Annotated in this window: 14 protein-coding genes; 3 read left to right on the top strand and 11 right to left on the bottom strand. The window is 41.2% G+C overall.

Annotated elements, in window-relative coordinates:
* Positions 1-648 precede the first annotated feature (648 nt).
* Positions 649-1,485, top strand: coding sequence for a 4-hydroxy-tetrahydrodipicolinate reductase (gene dapB / locus RM347_RS29195; protein ID WP_322718777.1), 837 nt, complete (start codon positions 649-651; stop codon positions 1,483-1,485).
* Between the two features lie 32 nt (positions 1,486-1,517).
* On the top strand, positions 1,518-2,204 hold the full coding sequence (locus RM347_RS29190) for a phosphate ABC transporter permease (protein ID WP_322718778.1): 687 nt from the start codon (positions 1,518-1,520) through the stop codon (positions 2,202-2,204).
* A 187-nt stretch (positions 2,205-2,391) separates the two neighbouring features.
* On the opposite strand, the gene RM347_RS29185 is transcribed toward RM347_RS29190, so the two are convergent.
* From RM347_RS29185 to RM347_RS29160, 6 genes are all read right to left on the bottom strand, one after another.
* Positions 2,392-3,807, bottom strand: coding sequence for a right-handed parallel beta-helix repeat-containing protein (locus tag RM347_RS29185; protein ID WP_322718779.1), 1,416 nt, complete (start codon positions 3,805-3,807; stop codon positions 2,392-2,394).
* A 100-nt stretch (positions 3,808-3,907) separates the two neighbouring features.
* Entirely contained in the window at positions 3,908-4,537 is a 630-nt protein-coding gene (locus RM347_RS29180; protein ID WP_322718780.1) for a precorrin-8X methylmutase, read from the bottom strand.
* A gap of 125 nt (positions 4,538-4,662) precedes the next feature.
* Positions 4,663-5,472 carry a TPM domain-containing protein gene (locus RM347_RS29175; RefSeq protein WP_322718781.1) on the bottom strand — a complete coding sequence of 270 codons (810 nt, stop codon included), beginning with the start codon at positions 5,470-5,472 and terminating at the stop codon, positions 4,663-4,665.
* Between the two features lie 370 nt (positions 5,473-5,842).
* Positions 5,843-6,385 carry a DUF948 domain-containing protein gene (locus tag RM347_RS29170; protein ID WP_322718782.1) on the bottom strand — a complete coding sequence of 181 codons (543 nt, stop codon included), beginning with the start codon at positions 6,383-6,385 and terminating at the stop codon, positions 5,843-5,845.
* Positions 6,386-6,396: 11 nt separating this feature from the next.
* Positions 6,397-6,747, bottom strand: coding sequence for a YtxH domain-containing protein (locus tag RM347_RS29165; RefSeq protein ID WP_322718783.1), 351 nt, complete (start codon positions 6,745-6,747; stop codon positions 6,397-6,399).
* Positions 6,748-7,206: 459 nt separating this feature from the next.
* On the bottom strand, positions 7,207-7,542 hold the full coding sequence (locus tag RM347_RS29160; RefSeq protein ID WP_322718784.1) for a hypothetical protein: 336 nt from the start codon (positions 7,540-7,542) through the stop codon (positions 7,207-7,209).
* Positions 7,543-8,286: 744 nt separating this feature from the next.
* Between RM347_RS29160 and RM347_RS29155 the strand changes: the two genes are divergently transcribed.
* Positions 8,287-9,279, top strand: a complete 993-nt coding sequence (locus RM347_RS29155) for a metal ABC transporter solute-binding protein, Zn/Mn family (protein WP_322718785.1) — start codon at positions 8,287-8,289, stop codon at positions 9,277-9,279.
* A 101-nt stretch (positions 9,280-9,380) separates the two neighbouring features.
* Here the strand turns inward: RM347_RS29155 and RM347_RS29150 are convergent, their stop codons facing one another.
* From RM347_RS29150 to RM347_RS29130, 5 genes are all read right to left on the bottom strand, one after another.
* Positions 9,381-9,674: a GrpB family protein gene (locus RM347_RS29150; RefSeq protein ID WP_428850629.1), complete on the bottom strand. Its 294-nt coding sequence runs from the start codon at positions 9,672-9,674 to the stop codon at positions 9,381-9,383.
* A gap of 14 nt (positions 9,675-9,688) precedes the next feature.
* Positions 9,689-10,186, bottom strand: a complete 498-nt coding sequence (locus RM347_RS29145; RefSeq protein WP_322718786.1) for a DUF427 domain-containing protein — start codon at positions 10,184-10,186, stop codon at positions 9,689-9,691.
* Positions 10,187-10,444: 258 nt separating this feature from the next.
* The gene (locus RM347_RS29140; RefSeq protein ID WP_322718787.1) at positions 10,445-12,028 is read right to left on the bottom strand and encodes an HlyD family efflux transporter periplasmic adaptor subunit; all 1,584 of its coding nucleotides are present in this window, start codon (positions 12,026-12,028) and stop codon (positions 10,445-10,447) included.
* 87 nt (positions 12,029-12,115) lie between these two features.
* A complete protein-coding gene (locus RM347_RS29135; RefSeq protein ID WP_322718789.1) occupies positions 12,116-15,118 on the bottom strand; it encodes a peptidase domain-containing ABC transporter in 3,003 nt (1,000 codons plus the stop codon).
* A gap of 920 nt (positions 15,119-16,038) precedes the next feature.
* On the bottom strand, positions 16,039-18,690 hold the full coding sequence (locus RM347_RS29130) for an FG-GAP-like repeat-containing protein (RefSeq protein WP_322718790.1): 2,652 nt from the start codon (positions 18,688-18,690) through the stop codon (positions 16,039-16,041).
* Between the last annotated feature and the right edge of the window lie 101 nt (positions 18,691-18,791).

Genomic DNA, 18,791 nt, shown 5'->3' with positions numbered 1-18,791 from the left:
TTCAGTTGGTAGTCACTCGATAAGTTCACCCTATCATTGCTCTGTCTATTTTTGGATCTTATTTAATCCTCAATCCTTAAGTATTTTTAAATCCTTTAATATGCGTAGTAGTACCGCAACCTAAATGATTAAATCAACAATAACTAATAAATAAAAGTTAAAGAAAGGGCTAATCGAGAACATAAAAAACCCCGACTTGATAGCCGAGGTAGATGGGAGAAGTCCAAATGTCGATGGGATATTTTAAAACCGAAGTCTGTTTTTCTTAGTTAACACCCAATACAACCAAAACTATATAGGTAATAGACAAGGTGCAATTTTAGCTATGCAGCTTACTTTGGGGCTTTACTAAGCTATGTAAATAAATATAACAATAATATTACAAATGGTCAACTAGACTTGACAAAAAAAGGCTGATATATACTATAAGGAATACTTATTAAGGTAGTACGATCGGCAAATAAAACGGGTTACTGGGTAAGATAGTGCAGTGAAAACGAGAACCGATATTTTGGGGAGTAGAAAAACTAAGCGATTAGCTGCACAATTCAGGGTAGGTGGAATTAAGCCAGAGATTTGAGAAGCTAGCTACTAGATCGCGAAAGTCTTTACAATTCCCTTGTTGACTCAAAAAGTATTTCTCGACCTATGACGAATCAAGCTCCTATCCCGGTTATTGTCAACGGTGCTGCTGGCAAAATGGGCCGTGAAGTGGTTAAGGCGGTGGCACAAGCGCCTGACTTAAACCTAGTGGGTGCAATTGACTACAGTTTGGAACATCAAGATAAAGATGCTGGGGAGTTGGCGGGTTTAAGTGAACCTTTGGAAGTGCCGATTACCAATCAATTAGAACCGATGTTGGGGTATGTGGCTGGGGATAGACAGTCTCCTCCAGGGGTGATTGTAGATTTTACCCATCCCGATTCAGTTTATGACAATATTCGCAGTGCGATCGCTTACGGTATTCGTCCTGTAGTCGGCACCACTGGGTTAAGTCCAGAACAAATTCAAGACTTGGCAGATTTTGCCGACAAAGCTAGCACTGGTTGTCTAATTATTCCTAACTTTTCCATTGGCATGGTACTGTTGCAACAAGCCGCGATCGCAGCCTCCAAATATTTTGACCATGTGGAAATTATCGAACTGCATCACAACCAAAAAGCTGATGCTCCCAGTGGTACTGCCATTCAAACGGCGCAGTTATTAGGAGAATTGGGTAAAACTTTTAACCCTGCTCTTGTAGAAGAAACGGAGAAGTTACCAGGAGCTAGAGGCAGTATCGCAAACGAAGGGATTAGAATTCATAGCGTGCGCTTGCCGGGATTGATTGCCCATCAGGAAGTTATTTTTGGCGCAGCAGGACAGATTTATACTTTACGACATGATACGAGCGATCGCGCTTGTTATATGCCAGGAGTGCTACTAGCGATTCGCAAAGTCTTAGCGCTAAAGTCGTTAGTATATGGATTAGAAAAGATACTTTAAACTCACTATTGGGTATTCATTACTTAGCACTCATGTTAGTACCACTGACTCGCCAGAAATTTGAACAAGTTGTCCCCCTAATTGCCACTGGTTTGCAGTACAAGTACTACTGGGGGAAGTTCTCAAATTTTTTGCAACGGCTGTTAATTTCTGTAGTTGCCGTAGTTGTTATTTTGCTTTTAACAGTCGTTTTCAGGCTTGAGTTTGCTTCAATAGTATTTGTGCTAGGGGTAGTTAGCGCCTTTTTTTGGCTGTGGTATCCAGTGTTTCAAGCAAGTATGCGGAATTTACAATGCCGCCGTTACAAGTACGGCGGCTTTTTCCGTGGTCGGGTACTAGATTGGTGGATTACAGACCAGTTGATAGGTAAAACTGAAACAGTCAACAACAAAGGCGAATTGGTGATTGTAGAAAACCGAGAAAAACAAATAAACTTAGAGATAGGTGATGACACAGGATTTAGCATTGAATTTGTAGCACCATTACGTTCTGCCTATAAAGTTATTACTCGCGGTCAAATTGCAGAAATGGTAGTAATGTCAAATCGCCCAGATTTAAGCAGCATTGACGAATTCAGTGATATATACTTTCCCAATCGTGACCTGTGGGTCAGCGATTATCCTTATCTGCGGCGAGATTTCTTTAACGAAGTCGGTCGCCGCTTGCGTGAAGAGCAACAAAAAAAGCCGCGTCGGCGGCGTCGTACAGTAGAGGATTGAAGAATAAGTGAAGCAGTCCGGATGATGTAATCAACGTTAATTAGACGGCTTACTATAGTGTCGGTCTAATTAGCTGAATAGAAAAGACCTCTTAGAGGTTTTACCATACAAAATAGTCTCTCTCCGAGTAGGAGAGGGAAATACTTAAACTTTAGTTCAAGGCTGGGAGAGGTTCGTCGAACTTATGTTAAAGAGAACATCCCGCTTTGATGAGTTTCCCTTGCAAACGATAAGTTACTGTCCCACAAACAAAACCTGCCGACTTAGGTTCTACATAAGTCCGCTTTGGCGGATTTTGTTTATCTAGCTGCAATTTCCAATTGTCAGATATTTTTTCTAGAGTGGGAAAATTCCTTAAAAATTGTGAGTCTGCAACAATATCGCGAGGACCCTTAACACTTATCTTAGAACTATTTAGGTATATATTATCATCATAAACAACATTTTTATTTTTAGTGTTAGTGTTAATACTTTTGCCAGGAAAAGCATAGAGAATATTTCTCAGAATTCTAACGTCAGATGAGGTATGAGCATATATTTGACTCCCTCCAATTTCTGGACTTTGATTATTTAAAACAGCTGTGTTATTTACAATATCAACATGGTCACTTAAAAATGCATGAATACCTGATCCACCATTATTAAATGTAAGATTGTTTTGAACTAAAGTACGTCCTTTATATGCACCCAATTTTGAGTTATTCTGATCGTTTCTTGTGCTATCGATAATAATGCCATTACCGTCTGTGATCTTTCCGACTGCAATCCAAGGGATGTACATACGATTGTTGTAGGACTTGTTGTTGGTCACAAACATCTTGTATCCGCGGTTGTTATCAGAATTCCAATTGTTCAACATCGAAATGCCACTGCAACCATAAATGCTATACCAGGCATTATCGAACACCACGTTATTATTTACTGTCACATAGTCCGATTCAATCGCTGAAATGCCTGCTCCTCCACACCCATGTACCTTGTTGTTGAGAATACGTATATGGTGACTATGACCATTTTTTCGTCCATCCACGCTAATGCAGTTTCCATTTGTTAGCGGGTTTATTTTGTTAGTTTTCTGACTCATCGCATAATCAAGGGTTATGTTGGCATTGTTTCCTATGACCTCCAGCCCATTTATCTCAATATATGACGCTCCATTGTGAATCAAAATTCCATTCCATCCATTGTGCTGAATTTTCGGCTGATGTCCAGGATATGCTTTAAACTTAATCCATGCATTTGCTGTTCCAGAGCGAGTAATAGATACTACGTTCCCATTGGGGTTAGCATTCGTGTAGACTCCGTTCATAATTAATACGGTATCCCCAGGCTGCGTAAGATTTGCCGCCTTTTGAATAGTCTTAAAAGGGGATGAAGAAGAAACTCCACTATTTTTGTCGTTTCCAGTAGCACTAACATAATATGTTTTCGGTGTCGCTTTAGTGCTGATTAGCTGGCGGCTGGATAGGAGTATTTCCTTATCAGTGGATACCTGACGGACATTTTCAACTAAAGATACTTTTATACTTTCTCCCTTAGGCAAAAGACTTAATACCACAGGAATTGCAAGATATGCACTTAAACTGAAACCTTGAATTACCACAAGAAAAGGCTCCTTGATCGGCACTACTTAACAAAAATATCAGGATATTCAGTGATTTTGAATACTCTTTTGGATACAGAATAAGATAGAGTTGGCTTTCTTAACTCCCCCGATTTCCATCTTGTCCATAGGCTTGCCAAGCCAAGTCTACCAATCCATCAACGATCGCAGCTGCTACAACTGCATTACCTTTGCGACTGTCAATTGTAATGTGAGGCACTAGAGAGTCTTGTAAGCGCTCCTTAGCTTCATCAACATTTACAAATACTACTGGAGTCGCAATTATTAAAGCAGGTCTAATTTCCTCAGCTTCAATTAAATCCACTAGTGCTGTCAGTGCTGTTTGCGCTTGCCCCACCACAAAAATGCCCTCTGGATAACGCTTTGCTAAGGTTTCTATTCCCCATGCTGCCCGAGTTTTTTCTTTTTGGGGGCGTGTTAAAGCTTCCATGCTGCAATACATCGGATTAGCAAAGGTGTTTTGAATGTCGTAGGCAATGCCTACTTGTACCATTGGCACATCTACTACAATCGTGGTACGCGCGGCTAGTGCTGCTGCTCCAGCTTGCAAGGCACGCTCAGAAAAGCGAATCAAAGACTTATACTCAAAGTCAGCCGTCGCGTAGATTACCCGACGCACAATCTCATACTCTGCGGGTGAAAAGACATGATCGCCAATTTCACTATCAATGATTGCTAAACTTTGAGCATCAGTTACGTGCCATTCCATTTTTGTTGAGCTTCTCAAATATTAGCTTTCAGCTTATCAGCTTCAGAGAGTCAAGAGTTAGGAGTTAGGAGTTATAAGTTAATTAAAAACTACTAACTCCTAACTACTCACTCATAACTACCCACTCATAACTCATTACTCGAAGAAGGGCGACTGAAAATAGGAGATAAGTAGGCAACCAAGACGCCAATCAGAAACCCAGATATATTGCGAACTAGAGGTAACCAGTCACTTGTACGTGTCACCACTGGCCCAATGCCAAAGGCAATAAATAATATTCCCCACAAAGGTGAGAAAATTAAAGCCCATTGCCAAGCAAAAACTTGTCCTTTATCGCGGGGTTGAGCCGCAAATCCACAAATCACCCCACCAATAACTGAGGTAATCAAGGTGAGAATCCATTGCTCTCGCGGTAGCCCGGGAACAACATTGCAACCACCTTTGAGTAAACAGCCTTTAACCGATTCTAAGGCTTGCAGAATAGCTTGGTCTTCGCCTTGTTCGCGGACAAAGTACAAATTACCGAAGCGGGTTTGCAGTTCTATCCAAAAAGTCCGGGGTAAAAGTTCATAAACAGCGTCGCCGACACTAAAACTGAGAATGTTACCGCCACGAGAATCGGCAACTAGTAGAATGCTTTTGTCATCCAAACCCCAATATTTTATAACTGCACGACCTGGGGTGCGATCGTACTGGGTCAATACTCGCAGTTTCCAGCCTGTGTCGGCTTCAAACTGCTCTAAATCTTTGACAAGCTTTTCTTCTTGCAGGACAGGCAGAGATTTAGCTAAGTCTACAACTGGAGTAAAGGTGTCAGGGAGTAACTCAGGATTGTCATAAGCCAGTGCTGGGGGAGAATGCATGACCCAAATTGACCCAGCCAGGAAAAATACTGCAATGGACACTAAAATTCGTCGCCAAAAACAAGATTGCATGGACGTTTTTATACAAATATCAACGGTAGAAGTGAACAAGTTGTTTTAAAAGAGTACTGGAAAAATGATAGTTCTTTACACTTGTTTACTTTACTCTAATCTAAGGGATCAAAGCAAAGCGTTTTTGGGCATTGAGAATTGGGCACTTGTACTGAGCGTACCCCTGCGGGGAAGCAAGCTACGCGTAGTGTCTCGTAGAGAAGCCGTAAAGCCTGCGGCATAGCTACGCTTAGGGCGCAGCCTCTCCAAGAGTTGTATTGGGAAGATGTAGAGGGGTGAGAAGAAAGACTTGCTCCAACTTCTCCTCTGCTCCCCTGCTCCCTCATCTCGCTATTTTGTATTCTCTATGACCCATACCCCATGCCCAAATTTAATCTTCGTCATCAAAATTGGTGGCTTCCCAACTAGCGGCGTCGTTGTAACCGTCATGAGCGCGGTATACTTCTGTTTTGATCCGGCGATTTTCTTGCCTCAGCACTTCTCGTTCTCGCAACGTTAGTGGTGGTTTTTCATTGCTTGGCAAGCGATCGCTTATTCGCCTCGCTGGTTTTTGGCGCGTGAAGTTTCTCCAAGCAGCTTTCGCGCCAATTAAGATGCTGCGTGTACCTACTTGCAGATTTTGAGCCTGTTTTCTGGCACTATCAAGACTTTGGTCAACTTGTTTCACGACTTGACTAGCACTTTTTACACCCTCACTGACATCATCAGTTAAGTCAGTAATTTCTAAGCCAGTCACGCGGATAGCTTCTAGAGTGGGCGGTAACTCACGTGAGAGGGTATCAAATAGCTTTTCTGCACTGCGAGCTGCGCGTGCTAACTCCTGCAAAGCCGGTATTGCCGCCACTAAAACCGCAGTTAAGCTTGTGGCAACTAAAAGTAAGGAAAGTCCCAACCAAAACAGGGGGTCAATCACGGTTGTGTCATTTATGAGCGTTCTAATTGCTGGGGAAACGAATCTGGGTCTTCAAGGGATGTTTGTCGCTTCAAGACTTGGCTTTCCCGCTGACTGGCATCTACACCTGCTGCGATCGCTTCCCGTAATCTATCTAAAGTCTCATCCCAGTTTCGTAATGCGCTAGCAGAGAGACGATCTGCCTGGATTTGCACACTCGTGGATAAGTCTTCTGCCAAATCTGGGATAGCATTGGCAGATTTTTTCAAAATTTTACGCGTTTCGCGCCCTGTGCGTGGAGCCACAAGCAAACCGGTCAAAGCACCGATAGTAGCTCCTAGCATCAAACCGCCAATAAATACTCCAGAACGGTTATTAGACATCTTGTTGTTTCTCTCCTTACACCTATTTTAGGTGGGTTTTCTCCCCTTGCAAGACTCGACCGATTTTATCCAGTTAATCTATCGTGACAAAATATCAGCCATAAATGTTGCGTTTATTCATTAATATCAAAAGCATTAATTACTTATAATTCAAAATTAATTCAAAATTCCCCGTGTCTGACAAAGTTTTCATACCTCCGGTAAGCCTTCTGGTGGGGTCTAAAGCCCAAATGACGTTCAGACTTCTCTTTGTGTTACCACATCTCTTCTGGTTCCGTACCCTTTTCCTGAGGGAGACGCTCTTGCTAGCAAGCTTTAAGAGTAGGGGTATGGAAAGGCAAAGCGATGCCTGCGGCGGGCTATGCCTACGCCAGAAGCCAATGCAAACTGTGGGATCTTGATACGGACTTATCTCAGTGCCAGCCCTAATTATAAATGTTCATGTGAACCTGATATAACTCATTTTTCAACTGTTCTTTTCCCAGATGTTAACTTTAGCTTAAGAAAATAACGCTGCCAGATTTGCTGTCCTAGCAAAAGTAGACTGATAATTTGCCGCACTTGTTGAATTTGCATTTGTAGCGCTTGATTTCTCTGCCGTAAGTTATAAATATTCTGCTGGCTGAGATAAATATTTTCGGGTGCTTTATTCAGTGCTGTATGGGTACAACTTTCATAGGCGGTTAACCTATCTGTTATGTATGCTAGCTGCTGTTTGAGTTGCCACACCCGCCAAGCCACATAGAGTAGTAACAGCGAAAATAAGGTGTTAATTATGACAACTAAAATTACCATTGTTTATCTTGACCAATATTAACTTTAAGGAATTGTTCTATATACTTGATTTGGCTCTTATTTAATGATGAAGAAACTAGAGGATAAAAATTATGGGATAAAATACACTCTAGATTCTGGCAATAAAGAGTAGTTAGATATTGAAAGGTTTTAATAGGTAAAAATTAGTTTAACAAAGGCTGATGGCTAAAAAATCGCCAATTTGCCAATTTTGTAACAATTAGATATCCACACCTCGCAAAACCACAGCTACAATTGCCTAAGATTCACGACTCGGTTTGCGAAATCAACCCGTATGCTCAATAAGCCCCATCATTACTACTTCCCACTCCTTAACCTAATAATCCTAGTCAATTTGCAACCTTTGTCGTATGTAAGCACAATGGCATAGCCCCTTCAACAGACGGTGAGAGACCTACACTCCTTGGAGACTCCCAAGCATCGCCTTTATTATTGTGTTCCTACCTCTACCAGTTTTCCAGCCTGTCGCGTGAAGTTAACTAATATTTTGCCTATAAAAACCTCACTCGTGGTTCACCAACTAAAAATTGCTGGGTGTGGACTCAGGAAAGGAGAGAGTCGATTAATTTCTCTTCCCTCAACTTTTACCCTTTTCTCAGCCGAAGGCTTCCCCGTCTCTCTATCTCCTCTTAACCTCTTCCCTGCTGAAAACTTCTCTCTAGTATTTCACGAATACTTTAACGATAATGATTATCTTTTTTATACATCCAGTAGGAGTTGAGGATGTCAAAAAAATTACCATTTAATAATTTTTTCCAAGCTATTCTTGTTGCCTTGACAATTGGATTTGTTGGGTGTGGAAATCAAGCTGCAAGAACTACATTCACTCAGACTAGCACCCAGGTAAATGAGAATCTTCCCCAAGTCGTAGCGACTACAAGCGTACTGTGTGACTTAACCAGACAGGTTGCTGGGAATACAGTTAACCTCACCTGCTTAATTTCCCCTACTGCCGACCCCCAATTTTATAAACCAAAACCGGAAGATCGTAAAGCTATTGAGCAAGCTAATCTTATTCTTTATACTGGTTACAATTTTGAACCAAATCTGATCAAATTAATTAAAGCGACTAAAAACTCTGCGCCGAAAATAGCCGTCGGGCAACTGGCAGTTCCTAAGCCACAAATATTTCAAGCAGGCGGTAGGAATGTAAGCGATCCTCATCTTTGGCACAATACCAAAAATGCTATCAGAATGGTCGAAGTAATTAATAGTAACCTGAGAAAATTAGAATCTAGTGATTCAGAGGCTTATACTAGCAATACTAAAAAAATTAAAAATGAACTCACTCAACTAGATCGCTGGATTAAATCAAGAATTGTTAGTATTCCTGCCAAAGAACGAAAGTTAGTTACAACCTCTGATGCACTGGGTTATTACGCCAAAGCATACGGCATTTCATTAGTAGGGGGATTGCAAGGTATTAGTACTAACGAAAAACTGACAGCCGCACGAGTCAAAAATTTGGCTATAAACATTAAACGGGCTAAAGTTTCAACAATTTTTGCTGATGTGGAAATTAACCCTAATTTGATTGAATCTGTAGCCACAGAAGCTGAAGTGAAAATCTCTGACAGGAAGCTGTATGCTGAGGGACTTAGCGAACCAGGAAGTGATGCGGACACTTATCAAAAAATGATGATTGCCAATACACGCACAATTGTAGAAGGATTAGGAGGAACATATTTGATGTTTGAAGTGAAACCTGCTAGGTAGCTAGAACATCAATTCAGTAAACCTAGAAACCGGGTTTTTGGAGATTACACAAAACTCGGTTTATTAGCTCTTTTTTAAAGACATAATTGGTGTTTTAAACGTTAGTAAAGATGGATAAAATATATTGTATTATTCAGCTTTTTCAGGTGTCCACCATAGCAATGCTTTCCTTTGCATCTCTTTGATAAACCCATCTTTCCCATCCCATCCATATATCCGATGATATCGTTAGGATACTGCTTCGCTAACTTACGTTTTAATTCACTATATTTATGTGCATCTTCGGTATGTGCAATCATGTAATCTCGAATTTCATCAGGATTTAGAAACAACACTATTGAAGTAGACGCGTAAAATATCGCTTCACTTACTTTGAATCCAAAATTTAAATCCAAAATCTAAAATTGACTCACCATCCCCAAGTACCAGGAGCGCCTTTAAATGGTCCAACAATATCACTGGTTATCCAACCGCCGTAGAAGTTACCTGGTTGTGGTTGCACCTCTTCTCCATTCACGTAGCATTTATCCATAACATGAGCGTAAAAAGCTACATAATCCTTCATGGATTCAAAGGCTGGTGTGGGGTTGGGGTAGAACCAGGCAGCATTATGAACTTCTTTATCACCAAATCGGATTGTGTAGTAACCAGCACTTCCCTTCCACTCACAAAAGCTAGATTGCGGTGTTAGATGTAGATATTCCATTTTGATATCCGCAGGGGGAATGTAGTAAGAAGGAGGATGACTAGTTTCTAAAACACGTTTGGCGTTGTGGGTATCTGCAATTATTACTCCGTTAAAGATTATTTGGATATGTTTGTTTGTATCCTCCAGACGAGGAGGACGGGGGTAATCCCAAACTGATTCTTGTCCGGCAGCAGGTTCGATGCGTTGAGAATAAACCATCGTAAAATCTTGATGTGAGTGGCTTTGAACGATTCGCTCTCAAGCTTTATGATAAAGCGATCGCTCGATCACATCAAGTCTTAGTAGACAATTTCGTAAATTTGTGGACAATTGAGGGTTGAAATTTAGCAGGCATCTGAACTTTAGAGGAGTACAAAGTTTGTTTGACTATATTCACTACGAACTTAGCCAAGGCTGTACTTAGCTGCAAGCAGTGATGAATCGGCCTCAACAAATAGCCCGTCATCGATATCGTTTTTACCGTACCTCTTTAAGACTATCAACTTGCTTGGTAAACAACTCAGTGAATAAACTAAGCACAGTCCGTTCTTCACGCACTTTTATATTGGCACTGATGGACATACCTGATTGTAAGGTGACGTTTTTACCCTTAATCACTAAGGATTGTTTATTCAATGATACTTTTGCCGGAAATCTATAAAACTGATGGGTTTGGTCTGGCTCTAATGCGTCTGATCCTATCCCAATTACTTCCCCTTTGATATCGCCAAATTCGCTGTAAGGAAAAGAGTCAATTCTAACATCTACCTTCATGCCTTTTCGCACAAAACCGATATCTTTGTTAGTGATGAAAACTTCAGCTATATAGTTTTCATTTGGGACAATTTGCAGCAGTTTTGTAGTCGGATTAGCTACAAATCCAGGGTTTTTTGCTTGCAAATCGAAAACTGTTCCAGCTACAGGCGCACGGAGTTCTTGATATTTAACATTTAATTGGGTTTGAGAGATTTTACTATTGACATCTGCTAAACGCTGCTCATTATCTAAGATAACTTTCATGAATTGGCTATCGATTGTGGCAATTCGCTGTTTGTTATCAGCTATCTTATCCAAAATGTTTTTATCAGAAACGGCTACCGTATTACTTAGCTCTTGCCGTCCTTTTTGAATATCAAATTGGAGGCGTTTCTGTTCTTCACCTAGTTGTGCTACTTCTGCGGCGAGGGTTTGCACTTGTTGTTGCTGGTTAAGATATTGAAGCTGAGAAATACCGCCTTCTTCTGCTAATATCTTCAGTTTATCTAAAATCTGCTGTTGGATTGCTAAACCTGCTTTCGTATCTTCTAGTTTGACTTGGTTTTGAGAAAGTTGTTTCTTGGTTTTTTCTACTTCTAATTCCGCCGCAGCAGACCGAGAATCTAATTCTCTTTTGGCAACTAGTAGACGTTGCTGTTCATCAATTCCCAGTCTAGAATCTTGACCAGAATTTTTTAATTGAGTCCGCAATAAGTCATTTTCTGCTACTAAGGCTGACCGACTTTTCAGCAGAAAAGCAGTTTCTTGTGGCAAATTCCCGCGCAAATATAACAGTTCAGATCCCGTGGCGGTACTTGCACCCATTAATCGGCGATAAATCTGGTTTTCTTTAATTAATGCAACGCGAATTTTATTCAAAGAATTTAATTCCGCAACAGTAGCTATGGAATCAAAAGTCAGCAGCAAATCTCCTGGCTTGACTTCTTGTCCATCTTTAACATTAACTGTTTTCACCACTCCACTAACAGGAGCCTGAACTTCTTTAATTGTTCCTTCTGGCTTTAATTGTCCTGTGGCTGGCACTACTTGCTCAATTTTTGCAAAATAAGCCCAAGCAATTCCAAAGCAGGCTAGCCCCATTAGGGTCACCATAATTGTACGTGACCAAACTGGAGATTGGCGCAAGACAACAGATTGCTCAAATTCTTGAGTACTTGAGTTAATTAAAGACTCTTGAGCAGCTTTCTGTTGTTTTGTGAGTACGGGTGAATCTTGCTTGACTCCATTTTTCTGATTACTGTTTTTCTGATTGCCGTTGAGGTGATTCCCATCAAGTTGAGTCATAACAATTTTGGATTGTGGATTTTGGATTTTTTCTAGGGTGAGCAATGTTTACCGATGCTAAAAACCTTTGCTCCCAGCAATGACTAATTACAAGTTCACATCTTGTTGTTGATACAGGTAATAATAATGACCCTTAGTAGCCATTAATTCTTGATGGCTACCTTGTTCTATAACCCTGCTATTATCCATTACAACAATCATGTCTGCATTACTTACAGTATTCAGTCGGTGGGTAATAAAAAATACTGTATCACCCTTGAATGCTTTGGCTAAATTGAGACATATTTGTCGCTCTGTGGGATAATCTAAAGCGCTAGTTGCTTCATCTAATACTAATAATTTTGGTCGTTGTAAAACAGAACGAGCGATCGCAATTCTTTGTCGTTGTCCACCAGAAAGTGCAGATCCCCGTTCTCCTACCCGCGTGTTGTAACCGTTGGGTAAGTTCATAATAAATTCGTGAGCACAAGCAACTTGAGCCGCTTCGATAATTTCTTCGGTTGTCGCATCGGGATTCGTTAGGGCAATATTTTCCTGAACGCTTCCGTCAAACAACAACGTTTCTTGGGGAACTACACCAATTTGTCGTCGCAGTGAATAAAGTTCTACTTTGGCAATATCATAACCATCAATCAAAATTCTGCCGGACTCAGTTTCGTAAAGTCTGAGCAGTAATTTCATCATCGTACTTTTACCAGACCCACTTTGTCCGACGATGCCAATAAATTTCCCTGGCGCAAATTCAAGGTTGACATTAGAAAGTTGTAGAGGGCCACTTGTACCAAAGCGGAAGGAAACATTTTCATATTTCACTGCTCCCTTGATCCCAGGTAAGGGTATATTGTAGCGGTCTGTTTCTGCTTCTTGTGGTGTATCGACAATATCGCTTAAACGCTCTAGAGACAAGGCTGTTTCTTGGAAGCTTTGCCAGAGTTGAGCTAAACGTAATATTGGGCTGGTGACGTAACCCGATATAATTCTAAAGGCAATTAATTCGCCTAAAGTTAATTCTCCTTGGAGTACTAGATAAGCTCCTACCCACAAAACTAATAAGCTGCTGAGTTTGTTGAGAAAGTTGCTGGTAGAATTGGCGAGTGTAGAAGTTACAACTGTTTTAAAACCAGCGGCGACAAACCGAGCGTAACGCTCTTGCCAAGAAAAGCGCGATCGCAATTCGATATTTTGCGCTTTTACTGTTTGAATTCCTGACATCACCTCCACTAAATAAGATTGAGTCTCGGCGTTGCGTTCGGCTTTGGCACGTAACTGTCTACTAATAGTGGGAGAAGCAATTAAGGTAATCACGACAAACACAGGGATTGTGCTTAAGCCGACTAAGGTGAGTTGCCAACTATAAATCAGCATCACACCGATATACACCACCGAGAATAGAGCATCTAACCCCACTGTTAAGGCAGTACCTGTGAGGAATTGACGGATATTTTCTAATTCATTGATGCGAGTGGAAAGTTCGCCGACCGGTCGGCGTTCAAAATAGCGCAGCGGTAAACGTAGTAAGTGGTCAATAATTTGCGACCCTAAACCCATATCGATCCGATTAGTGGTATCGACAAATAAGTAGGTTCGTAAGGTAGTTAGTACTGCTTCAAACAGCCCAACTACTAATAGTAAAATCCCCAAAATATGTAGTGTGCCAATACTATTTTGAGTGATAACCTTGTCGATAATTAACTGAACGACCAGAGGATTTGCCAACGCTGCCAACTGCACGAAAAAGGAAGCAATAAAGACCTCTATCAGGACTCGACGGTGGCGTGACAAATAGGGTATGAACCACCGTAAACTAAAGCGCTCTTGGGGTGTTTCTTTGGTAGCAGTGAGCAGTAATACCCTAACTTGGGGTGGAAAGTTGGTTGGATCGACATCTAATTGTTCAACTAATTGAGCGGGTTTGCAGCGCACAATTCCTTGGGATGGAACACCTACAACCACGGTATTTGCATCCGCTGCATATAAAACGGCAAAACTATCACCATAGCGAATCAATGCTGGTGTAGGAATGCGCGTCAGTGAAGCGACTGGTAACTCTATCAACTGCGCCTTAAGTCCGATTAACTCTGCCAGGTAAGCAGTAACTTGAAACGATATAACCCCCTGACGTTTGACTTGCTCAGTTAAGATACGGCGAACCACTTCTCGACGAAACGGCATTTCTAGGTGCTTCGCAATCATTTGGAAGCAGGCGAAGGCTGTGTTTAATTCTCCCTTACCACTAAAAAATGGGTATTTTTGTTTTGACGAACTCTTCGAGGTCTGGGGGGCTGTCTGTGGAACTATTTCGTCTGATGCGTAGGGAATATCTAGTTCTTCTGCGGTATCGGATTTGGTGTCACTTACTACAAGTTCTATCTGATGACTATCTTCCAAGATCAAATCTGACGGATGTATACCAAGCAACCGTGCGGGGTTTTGACCTATTACCTGGATCTTATCTCTGTCGTCGTTTGATTCTAGGCGATCGCCAGGTGATAAATTCGTTACTGTACCATCGCCACTCACAAACCAAACATTTTCGTTATCGAGTTGGTTGAATGGAGTTTTTCCCGGAGGCAAGTATTGTACTTTCGCCTGTGGTAAGGCTTTTTCTGCGAGTTCTCTAAGATTTAAAGTAGCGATCGCTTGCTTTTGCCAATAGGAACCGAGAATATCGAAAACTTCCACCAAATAACTGCGGTTCTTACGAGCATCGGCAAAAGATGGGTATGAAGCCAGAAAGCTAAAATATGCTGCTGCACTCAAGGTTAAACATACTACTTCGGTGGAGGCGATCGCTGTTTCACAAGGGATATCGCGCAACAAACCAATTTCGCCAATAATTTCCCCAGGTTGCAGCAATTTTAGGGTGATAGGCATTTGCGTCTGGGGGTCATATCCCAACAGGCGCACTTGTCCCTCATAAATAATGGTGATGCGTTCCGGGAGACTTTCTTTACCGATGATTTTCTGACCTATGCGATAGCGCCAAGCTTGCAGCTGTTCTGATAGATTAGCGATCGCTCCATCTGGTAAGCGATCAAACCCTTCTAGGGTGGTGAGAAATTCGAGAAAAGTGTTCTTAATATAAGTCATATAAAACAAGTCGCAGGTAAAAGTGAGGAATAAAGTCGAAAATATTAGGGAGTCTCTCTTTTACTAACAGTGGCAGTGTTTGGTTTTATGCCACCAGTGGCAAGACTTCTGTGGCATTCAGTGTGCCTAAATATGTAAATGCACAGAGGGTAGTTTCGTCTAATTGCATACCTGCATTTGCATCACAGGGTTCCTACTGTTATCCATTGTTCAAAACAAAGATAGTGTAAATAGATATAAGACAAGTTATTACTTGGTTAATATGCTACATAATTTATACAAGTTTAAAATTAATATTTAAAATTGCAAGTATGCAAGGTGGATACTTATCATCAAACCAAGATACAGAAACGCGGTTGTTAAATTTAGCCTCGCATATTTTAATTTATGATAATCAACATGAAACTATCACAGATGCTTTCCTAAGTAAATACCCTAATTAAAAATTATGTAATAAAAAAAACCTTAAATTTCTGAATTGTTTTTTACAAATTATTGAATACAGAGATTGACAGTATCACTAATGGCGAAAGACAGTAAGCTTTCCTGGGTAAACAAAGTCATGCCCGATTTATGAAAGAATTCTTTACCACTTTTTTGGGAGCTTAATTTAATAAAAATTAACTGGAAAAGTAAAAGTGAAGATTTTTATCACTTTATACCAAATCTATGTGAACCTGCATAGAATAATTCCCTTGCAAGGCATGGAATTTCAAGTGTTTTATTCTGTGCATCTTCATAGAGAATTGGTATTAGAGGAATCAACTATTAAATTTATGAAGGAAAGATCATAACTGCCTTCAGTAGATTTACTAGTTTAATTAATATCAAGCCAGTTTAATCACTATGCATAAAATAACCCCATCCCGCAACCGGGATGAGGCTGTTCAATTTTACTACGTAATTACTCGCATTTGATATTACGCAGCATTGACACTCAATTTAACTTGTACAATCACATCGTTGTAATCTTTGTCACCACCATTTGGTAAATCCTCAAAACCAAAGGTGTTATTTCCCAACAGCCGAATGTGATCTACCTTATCTGAGTTAGCGCCCAAGAATGCGAAGTAAACATTCTTATTGGCATCGCTATTGAGAATGGCATCGGGTTTACCATCCACAATAATAAATGGTGCAAACAAAGAATTAGGCTCAAAAGTGCCAGTGTATTTTGCAGTACCTTGGTTGTCCACCGCCAAATCAATGCCTGCAACACGCCCACTTACAGCGGCTTTGGCATAACCAGCCTGTCCAACGAGAATATCTGCTTTACCATCACCATTGGTGTCAATACCACCATTTTCATCAGCCACCTGATAGAAGCCGACAAAGTTGTTATAAGATGCTTCTCTGTTGACTGCAAACTCAGCTGTTACTAATTGTGTCACACTTCGAAAATCAATCAGTTCGCCTTGCTTTTTGCCTTGCAGACCAGTACCTAAAGATACCTCTTCTTCTGTTGCCTGAACCGTCACAACGAAATCCTGGAAGTTGAGAGAAAACCCTTCTTGTTCTGTGTTGTTATTTGTAGCTGAGGAAAAAAGGACACTTGAGAAAGAAGTTGTTCCAGATAGTACAGCCTGAGTAGTACTATTGGATACCAGATAGAATCTGAGTTTCGTACCAGACTCGAATTCTAAGATATTTTTCAGATCCTCGTTCTTAAAACCCTTGGGCAGTTTAGCAATGGAGGAGAAAATCACCTTTGAACGCTCTAGAGCGACTCGCGTATAACCTTCTGCACCAGGGGCTATACCGTTAATCCTACCTTCTTCATCGTCAACGGCAAATACACACAGTTCGTTCACCTCTTTAGCGGTGTTGTTTTTAATTTTAAGAGAGAGCTTTCCTTTACGACCCTTAACTTTACTGTTGACGATAAAGATATTCTGAGTAATATTGATCAGTTGGAAAATTGTTGTTATCTGGGTATTTGTAGTAGACCCAAAGCCATCAATATTAACATCCAACTCTTTATCAAAAGAAAGTCCCGCAAGGTCAGTTGTGCGGACGCGAACTTTATAACTAGATTTAATCGCGTCAGATTTAATTTTTAAGCTATCTCCGTCAATGATGAATGCATCATTATCAGTATCGCCAGTACCCGCCACTAAACTATAAGTGTGGTCATCGTTTTGGTCTGGGTCAGTGGTAGTGAAAGTACCAATTTCACTTCCTGCCTCTATATTCTCATCCGCACCTACAGGACTCAATTCCAAGTCTGTGGGTTTTTCATTGAGGTTGTTGACATTGATAACTAAATCTTTCTCAAAGGAGATTCCGCCAAGGTCGGTGCTAGCTACTCGGATGTTGTAAGTTGATTTGGTTTCAAAGTCGGGGGAATTATTTATTTGTAAGCTATTGCCGACAATGGTGAATAAGGCGTTGTCAGTATCACCAGTACCAGCTATTAAACTATAGATGTGTTCATCATCAGTGTCTGGGTCGGTGGTGGAGAAATTGCCAATTTCACTTGCGCCAGCCACATTCTCATCCACAACCAGAGCACTCAAGTCCAAGTCTGTAGGGTCAGAATTGAAAGTATTTAGAAGCACTGAGACATTGCTAGAACCGGAGTTAGCTACCACCAAATCCAGTTTGGTGTCACCGTCAATATCTGCCACGGTAACGTACTCAGGATTTGAACCAACTGTGAAATCAGTGGCAGTGCCAAAGCCACCATTGCCATCGTTCACTAGCACTGAAACATTGCCAGAACCGGAGTTAGCTACCACCAAATCAAGTTTGGTGTCACCGTCAATGTCTGCCACGGCAACGGCAACGGGACTTGTCCCTACTGCGAAACTGGTGGCATTGCCAAAGCTCCCATTGCCATCGTTCAGAAGCACCGAGACATCGTTGGAACCATAATTAGCTACCACCAAATCCATTTTGGTGTCACCGTCAATGTCTGCCACAGCAACAGCACCGGGATTTGACCCAGCCGTGAAGTTGGTAGCAGCGTTAAAGCTACCACTGCCATTGTTTAGCAATACAGAGACATTAGCGGAATTATAGTTTGCGGCTACAATATCCAGTTTGCCGTCACCATTGAAGTCTCCCACAGCAACGGAACGAGGTGCTGTCCCGACTGTGAAACTGTTAGCAGCGTTAAAGCCGCCACTGCCATTGTTCACTAGTAGCGAGACATCGGTGCCACCATAATTAGCTACTACCAAATCCAGTTTGGTGTCACCGTTAAAGTCTCCTACCACAATGGAATTGGGTTGTGTCCCAACTGAGAAACTGGTGGCAGCGTTGAAGCCGCCACTGCCATTGTTCACTAGTAGCGAGACAGTGCTGGAATTATAGTTCGTGACTACAAAATCTAGTTGACTATCACCGTTGAAATCCGCTACAGCAACAAAATTGCTAAATGTTCCAGCTGGGTAGTCGGTGGCAGTGCCAAAGCTGCCATTACCATCGTTCAGCAGCACCGAAACATTGTTGGAACCGGAATTAGCTACCACCAAATCCTTGTTATCGTCACCGTCAATATCTTCCACTGCAACGGAATAAGGATTTGTCCCAGCTATGAAGTTAGTTGCATTTGTAAATGATGCGGTCATAATTGTTTTGAAGTATGATATTTGGTTGCCTCACACCTGTTTCTATTGAGATTGCAAGATAGTTAGTAAAGGTAATATTCTTTGCTAGCAAGGTGAGGAAT

The sequence above is a fragment of the Nostoc sp. ChiQUE02 genome, assembly GCF_034531305.2.
GTDB lineage: Bacteria > Cyanobacteriota > Cyanobacteriia > Cyanobacteriales > Nostocaceae > Nostoc.
This window is presented reverse-complemented; position numbering and strand designations above follow the sequence as displayed.